At 61.6% G+C, this 6,359-nt stretch carries 7 protein-coding genes and 2 pseudogenes; 1 reads left to right on the top strand and 8 read right to left on the bottom strand.

Annotation, left to right across the window (positions count from 1 at the left end):
* A pseudogene (locus NW835_RS02605) lies at window positions 1–611 on the top strand (polysaccharide deacetylase); the annotation flags it as partial.
* 2 nt (window positions 612–613) lie between these two features.
* Here the strand turns inward: NW835_RS02605 and NW835_RS02600 are convergent.
* The 8 genes and pseudogenes from NW835_RS02600 to NW835_RS02565 all read right to left on the bottom strand — a co-directional run.
* Window positions 614–1,792, bottom strand: coding sequence for an alpha-D-ribose 1-methylphosphonate 5-triphosphate diphosphatase (locus tag NW835_RS02600; protein WP_414414441.1), 1,179 nt, complete (start codon window positions 1,790–1,792; stop codon window positions 614–616).
* Window positions 1,773–2,468: an ATP-binding cassette domain-containing protein gene (locus NW835_RS02595; RefSeq protein ID WP_414364208.1), complete on the bottom strand. Its 696-nt coding sequence runs from the start codon at window positions 2,466–2,468 to the stop codon at window positions 1,773–1,775. Before NW835_RS02595 ends, NW835_RS02600 begins: the two co-directional genes overlap by 20 nt.
* 4 nt (window positions 2,469–2,472) lie before the next feature.
* Window positions 2,473–3,240 carry an ATP-binding cassette domain-containing protein gene (locus tag NW835_RS02590; protein WP_414359329.1) on the bottom strand — a complete coding sequence of 256 codons (768 nt, stop codon included), beginning with the start codon at window positions 3,238–3,240 and terminating at the stop codon, window positions 2,473–2,475.
* A complete protein-coding gene (locus NW835_RS02585) occupies window positions 3,233–4,099 on the bottom strand; it encodes an alpha-D-ribose 1-methylphosphonate 5-phosphate C-P-lyase PhnJ (protein ID WP_414385761.1) in 867 nt (288 codons plus the stop codon). The genes NW835_RS02590 and NW835_RS02585 overlap by 8 nt, the downstream gene beginning before the upstream one ends.
* Window positions 4,089–5,105 carry a carbon-phosphorus lyase complex subunit PhnI gene (locus NW835_RS02580; RefSeq protein ID WP_414334502.1) on the bottom strand — a complete coding sequence of 339 codons (1,017 nt, stop codon included), beginning with the start codon at window positions 5,103–5,105 and terminating at the stop codon, window positions 4,089–4,091. Before NW835_RS02580 ends, NW835_RS02585 begins: the two co-directional genes overlap by 11 nt.
* The gene (phnH, locus tag NW835_RS02575; RefSeq protein ID WP_414370753.1) at window positions 5,105–5,647 is read right to left on the bottom strand and encodes a phosphonate C-P lyase system protein PhnH; all 543 of its coding nucleotides are present in this window, start codon (window positions 5,645–5,647) and stop codon (window positions 5,105–5,107) included. Before phnH ends, NW835_RS02580 begins: the two co-directional genes overlap by 1 nt.
* A complete protein-coding gene (gene phnG, locus NW835_RS02570; protein ID WP_414370755.1) occupies window positions 5,644–6,063 on the bottom strand; it encodes a phosphonate C-P lyase system protein PhnG in 420 nt (139 codons plus the stop codon). The genes phnH and phnG overlap by 4 nt, the downstream gene beginning before the upstream one ends.
* Before the next feature lie 9 nt (window positions 6,064–6,072).
* Window positions 6,073–6,359 (bottom strand): annotated as a pseudogene (locus NW835_RS02565) (phosphonate ABC transporter, permease protein PhnE); the annotation flags it as partial.

Here is a 6,359-nt window from a genome sequence, read left to right as displayed (position 1 = left end):
TGCTGCTGGACTCTGGCTTCAGCACCTCACTGGTCTACCAAGGGGAGATCCTCGCCACCGGCCATGCCGGCCCCAACCAGCCCAGCCGCCCTGTCCCCCACGCCATTTTGCTCTACGACCTAACCCGTCTGTGGAGGGAGGATCCCCAGCAGCAGGCAAGCGCCAACTCTCCCGGCAACCGGCTGGAGGGGCTGGTGCAGTTGCTCCCCAGCGGCGACCAGGAAATGGCCAAGGCGCAGCTGGAGAGCATCCTGGCCGGCCAGCGCCTTCTAAGGCGGGGGGAGCGGGGCCCGGCCGTGGTGGCGGTGCAACTGGGCTTAAGCCGTCTGGCCGCTCAGCAGGGACGGCTGGATCTGCTCCCCTCTGGCCCTGATGGCGTGTACGGCCAAGAACTGGCCCAGGCAGTGGCAGAGTTGCTGCTGGCCGATACTCCCCTGGTGGCGGGAACGGCAACCCCATCCAGCATCGATGCTCACCTGCTGCAACGGCTGCTGGAGCGGGTTAATCTCGCCCCAGCCTCTGTGTTGGTGGATACCCGTCTAGAGCGGCCAACTTGGCCTCTGGAGCGCAAGCCAACCCGGAAGCTGCTGCCGAGAGCGGCTCTGGAGTAGATTTAGGGGACTTCGACTTTTCTGGATCCAACTCCTTGGGGATCCAACCTTCCCTGCCATCCTAGGCCCTCGCGGAGAAAGACAGGCCTACCGGCAACAAACACGCCCATAACCCGGAAGGGCTTCTCCCGCAAGATCACCAGGTCGGCCCTCAGCCCTGGGCAAAGAGCCCCCCGATCCTGGAGGCCAACGGCCTGGGCAGGGTTGCGGCTGACCAAGGCTATGGCCTGGGGTAACTCCAAAGCCTGCTTTTCCGCCAGGGCAAAGGCAGCTCTTAGCGCGGCAGCCGGCGAGTAGTCGGTGGCCAGAGCACCTAGGGATCCCGCCTTCAGGGCTTGCAGGGCGGAGAGATTGCCCACATGGGAGGATCCCCTGAGGGCGTTGGGGGCACCCATGACCACCAGCAAGCCCAACTGTTGGGCTTCGCCAGCGGCCTCCAGCGTGACCGGGAACTCGCTAATCTTTACGCCCAGCTTGGCCATCAACTGAACCTTGTCAGAGGAATCGTCGTCATGGGAAGCCAGCGTGACTCCCCGCTCTTTTGCCTGCTGGGCCAGCTCGGCAAGGGCAGGGAGAACTTCTGGCTGGGATGGGTTCCTGAGGCTGGCGGCAACCTCCTCAGGCTGCTGGCCCAGGTGACGGGCCATATAGCGAACGTAGTCTTCTAGGGTCGGGAACTGGCCTTGGCCAGGCGTGTGATCCATAAACGAAAGGAGATCCACCCAACCTTGGCTGAGGGCGTGGCGAACGGCTGCTGCTCCCAAGGGGCGAGAGACTTCGTAGCGGGCATGGATCCGCAAGTCCAGCGACAAATGGGAACGCAGGGCAACCAATTGCTCGGCCAGGGCCAAAGCGGTCTCCGGGCTGCGCCAACCGGGCAGGCCCTCCCAAAAGGACAGGGTGACAAAAGCAGTGGTCATGCCTGCTGCCAGAGCTCGGTTTTCCCAAACCTCCAGGGCCATCTCGGCAGCCAACTGTACCCCTGGCCGCGGCTCCAGCTCCGGCTCTAGGCTGTCGGCGTGGAGATCGATGACGCCAGGGACGAGGGTTAAGCCCTGTAAAGGGATTCCTTCGTCCACCTGCCCTTCTCGAATCTCGGCAATCGACTCCCCCTCCAGCCGCAGGGATCCCAGCGGGAGCACTTGGTCAGGGAGAACCAGCTTAAGTCCGGACAGCCACATCTTGCTTCTCCTCCAGGTGGTAGGTTTTGTCCACCAAGCCCGCCACGTCTTCTGGCAAGTGGAAAACGCCAACAAGCGCAGTTCCCTGCTGCTTCAGAAGGCGAAGGCGCTCCCGCAGAGCTTTCCTGGCCCCTGCATCCAAGCTGGCCGTGGGCTCATCCAACAGCAGCAAGGGATAGGGATGAATGAGCGAGCGGGCCAGGTTGAGCTTTTGTTTTTCGCCCCCAGAGAAACCCGTGGGGAAAGCCTCCAGTAACTCGGGCTTTAGGCCCAGCTCTAGGAGCAGCTCTGCCGCCCGCTGCCGTGCTCGGCTTTCTTCTACACCTCGCCACAGCAGCGGCTCCGCCACCAGCTCCAGGGCGGTGGTGCGGGGTCGGGGATCCAGAAACTGGCTGACATAGCCGATGTACTCCCGCCGGATCCACAAGATCTCGCGATCCCCCAAACGCGCCAGATCCACCCTTCCGCGAGGAGTCTGCAGAAGGATCTGCCCCCCTGTGGGACAGTAGCTGCGATAGAGCGTCCGCAACAGGGAAGACTTGCCGGCGCCATTGGGGCCCTCTAGGAGCAGCAACTCCCCTGCTTGTAGGGAGAAGCTCACCTGTCTGAAAGCCAGAACCTCCCGTCCCAGCCGGTGCAGGAAAAACCGCTTTTCCAAATCGATAACTTGCAGCATCTCTCTACAGCCTTGCGGCAACCAAATCCTGAGTAAAGGGGTGGCGGGGATCCTCCAGCACCTGGTCGGCGAGGCCTTCTTCTACCACCTCTCCCTGGTGCAAAACCACAATGCGATCCGCCAATGCCCGTACCACTGAGAGATCGTGGCTAACCAAAATCAGACTCATCCCCAACTGCCGCTTGAGGCGGCGTAGGGTGTCCAAGAAGGTTGCCTGCACCAGCAAATCTAAGCCAGTCGTTGGCTCGTCCAAGAGGATGGCCGTTGGCTCTTGAGCCAAGGCTTTGGCAATCTGCACCCGCTGCCGCTCCCCTCCCGAAAGGAAAGTAGGCGGATCCCCAGCCCGCTCCAGGGGGAAGTCTGCCCTCTCCAGAGCTGCCTGCGCTTCCTTTTGCAAAACTTCAAATCGCCGTTCCCCCTTGAGCACAAGGGGCTCAGCAACATTGGTTAGGGCGGCAAAGCCCATGCGCAGGGCCTGGGCAGCTTCTTGATAAACCATGGCCAAGTGACGCCGCGCCGCAGGTCGCTCATAGGGAGAAAGCGACAGCAGATTACACCCCTCCCAGCCGGGGAGGTTGAGCCAGTATTCCCCTTGCGCCGTCTCCTGGAGATAGAGAATTCTCAAAAGGGTGCTCTTGCCGCTGCCAGAAGCCCCCACCACCCCCAGCACCTCCTGGGGATAGAGCTTGAGGCTGACGTTCTTGAGGGCCCAGCGATCCCCGTAGGCTTTCCAAACCTTGACCAGTTCCAGCAAAGGCCTTTCTTCAACCATGCTGCTTCTCCCCAAATAAAGGCCCACTTTCTTTGCCAGCTAGGAGTTTTTCCATATAGCCCTGGTCGGAGATCTCGTAGGCCAAGCTGCCATCCTCCTGGGGAATGGCGTTGAGAAAGACGTGGCGGCAACCCGTGCGGCGGCAGGATCCCACAATGGGTTCCGGCTGGAAGGGTCGATCCACAAAGGCCAGAGGTTCTACCTGCGTGTAAGGGGGGACAGCATAGATCCGCTTCTCCCGACCGGCGCCAAAGAGCGTGATGTGGGCTGCCTGGTGCAGCTTGGGCAGATCCCAGCGCGGCAGGGGACTGGGATCCATCACATAGCGGCCGTGCACCAGAACGGGATAGGCTGCTCCCTTGCGGCTGTGGCCGTAGTGCAAGTGTTCTTCAAACAGGTCCACCCAAAGCAGGCTGTAGTCCCCCAGGGCATGCAGCTCCCGCGCCTTGGCATCGGAAGGCTCCACGTAGCGCAGGGGTTCAGGGATCGGGACTTGCAGGATCAAGATTTGTCCTTCTTGCAGTCGCTCCTCCGGGATGCGGTGACGGCTTTGGATGAGGGTTGCTTCCAAAGCATCGGTGGTGGTTCGAGCTCCGCTGACGTGGGCAATGAAGCGGCGCAAGTTGGCAGCATTAACCGAGTCATCCGCTCCTTGGTCGATGACCTTCACCACATCTTCCGGCCCCACGAGGCTGAGAGTAAGCTGCAGGCCGCCCGTGCCCCAGCCGCGGGCCAGGGGCATCTCTCGGCTGGCAAAGGGAACTTGATATGCCGGTATGGCCAAAGCCTTGAGAACCTTGCGCCGAATTTCTCGCTTGGCTTCAGAGTCCAAGTAGGCGTAGCTATGCTTAGGGTTCAAGAGCAGCCTCCTGATGGCTCATCCAATTGCTGAAGAACGTTACATAGTGAGGCAGTTTGTAGTGCAGGGCAAAGCCCGAAGCCTCCACGGGATCCGTGTGTACCAGAACAAACTCCTCGCTGCGGGCCGGATGGGTGGGGCGATCCATCTCCAAATCCAACATTGCGCCCGCGATAACCCGCCCCTCGTTCCAGCCCAAGCTGGCAGCAAAGCCTAAGCGGTATCCCTTCTCCCCATGCCCGACGACTTCTGCAAAGGCCAAGCGGATCCGCCCCAGGCGAAAGCTGCCTCCCCGCACCGGGTGGATAGCCCGCACCTCGAGATAGCCCACCCCCAACTCCGCCACTGTTGGGTGGGTGTGGACGTTGTAGGCCCGCATGGCGCTGTAGGCGAGGGCCAGGAGTCCTCCGGTGTCCCCTCGCGCCAAAGCTTGCAGGCGATGGGCTCTTGGCGCCGGAAACAGCAGCGGCTGCCGCGTTAGATCCGGGATCTCTTCCTCTAAGTCTTTCTCTGCCACTGGATCTTCTTCCAGCAGGCCTTGCTCTTTTAGCCAGGTTCGCACCGAAGGGTAGCGCTGGGGAGCAGCCGTGGTCTCTGGCTCCACCCCTTGGGTTCCGGAAAAACCCAGCAGACGCAGGCTGTAGTCGAGGGTGGGGCCGAGGACTTGGCCGCCGGGAATGCTCTTGAAGGCTGAAGAAAGCCGTCGCACCAGGAGCAAATCTTCTTTTTTCTGAAGCTGCGCTTTGCCCAGGCGAGGAAGGGTAGTTCGATGAGCTCGCAAAAGCAGCAGCGCTTCGTAGAGATCGCCCCCTGTCTGGGCCAAGGCCTCAGCAGCCAGCTCTGGAGCCCAGAGGCCAGCTTCCGCCATCACCTGATCCAAAAGATAGGGCAAGTAGCTGGCCAGGCCCTTACTCGACTGACCTGCCCCCCTCGGCAACAATTCGCGAAAAAGGGCTTCGGCATTGAGAATGGCCTCCTGACTGCCCCGCGCCACCACGTAGCCCATCAACCCACCTCCACACTTCGCGGTATGCCTACTACATGCTGCCCGTCGGTAAGCAAGATGTCCACTCCCAAAGGGTAGGCCGAGATCTGGGAGCGCAGCCGCCAAAAAGCAGGGGGCAAATCCACAGCCAAGCGCACCTCCCCAGCAATGCCGGGGCCCTTGAAGACAAGAGGGGATCCCTGGCCCCAGCCAGTTCCCAGGATGAGAGTTGCCCCGCTCTCCGGCTCCAGGTAGGTGCCCCTCTTAAGAACCGAGAGGGTTTCCCAGCCGGCAGGCAAATCCGCCAGCCGCTCGGCAAAGACAAAGTCCGCCGCCTCCAAGGCCACGGGCCGAGGAGCCTGACCGCGCAGATCTAAGAGCAGCCAGTCTGGCGCCCAAACCCCCACATTTCCATCCACCAGGGTAGTCCCAATGAGGCGGAAGGCTTGGCGCAGCGAGTGAGCTGGCAAGCGCCAAAGCCGGCCAGGGTAGCTCAGCGCCATCACCAAGGTTCGGAAGACCTGTTGGCTTTGCCGTTCGGCTGCAGGTATGGGCACGCTCATAGCGTCTCCACCTCCAAGCGCGTGGTGGCCACCTTGCGCCAGAGGCGCTCATCCTTCTCCTGGAGATGTTCCTGAGCTTCCAGGGCCAAGGCCTGGATCCGATCTTCAGCAATCCCCGCCTGCAACGCGGCATCCAGGTAAGCCAGGGAGCGGGCCAGGCGCGGCCGTTCCCCCAGCACCATTCCATAGCCTTCCACTCCCTTTCGGGGGAAGCGCAGCCAAACCTCGTAAACCAAGACTTCTCCCAGATAAAACGGCGTACCGCTGCGCGAGTCCTGGAAGGGGAGCAACAGCAGGCCTGCCCCTTCCTTCAGCTTCTGGCTAGCTCCCAGAGCGGGCCGTACCTCCCGCGCCAGAGCCACAACTGTCTTTTCGGGAGCCTCCTGCAGCAGCTCCAGGATTTCAAGAGCCTGCACCCTCACCTCCTATACCAGGGATTGGCGAATTCGCGCCGAGACCTTGTCGATTGTAAACACGGTTAGCAGGATGAGCAAAATGATGGTGGCGGCGTCCTGAAAGCGGAAGGCCCGCACCGTCTGCATCAAATCGAAGCCGATACCACCAGCTCCCACCAAGCCCAAGACTGTTGCCGAGCGCACATTGACCTCAAACAGGTAGAGCGTCACCGAGTAGAAAGCTGGGGCCACCTGCGGCCAAAAGCCATAGACAAGAACCAGCAGAGGATGGGAGCCCGTAGCCCTCACGGCCTCCA

Source organism: Synechococcus sp. OH2 (genome assembly GCF_047462155.1).
Taxonomy (GTDB): Bacteria; Cyanobacteriota; Cyanobacteriia; order Thermostichales; family Thermostichaceae; genus Thermostichus.
This window is presented reverse-complemented; position numbering and strand designations above follow the sequence as displayed.

Bases quoted from the DNA above. Each gene is read 5' to 3' on its own strand.
- NW835_RS02590 (WP_414359329.1), bottom strand. From the start codon at position 3,240: ATGGTTGAAGAAAGGCCTTTGCTGGAACTGGTCAAGGTTTGGAAAGCC.
- NW835_RS02600 (WP_414414441.1), bottom strand. From the start codon at position 1,792: ATGTGGCTGTCCGGACTTAAGCTGGTTCTCCCTGACCAAGTGCTCCCG.
- NW835_RS02595 (WP_414364208.1), bottom strand. From the start codon at position 2,468: ATGCTGCAAGTTATCGATTTGGAAAAGCGGTTTTTCCTGCACCGGCTG.
- NW835_RS02580 (WP_414334502.1), bottom strand. From the start codon at position 5,105: ATGGGCTACGTGGTGGCGCGGGGCAGTCAGGAGGCCATTCTCAATGCC.
- phnH (WP_414370753.1), bottom strand. From the start codon at position 5,647: ATGAGCGTGCCCATACCTGCAGCCGAACGGCAAAGCCAACAGGTCTTC.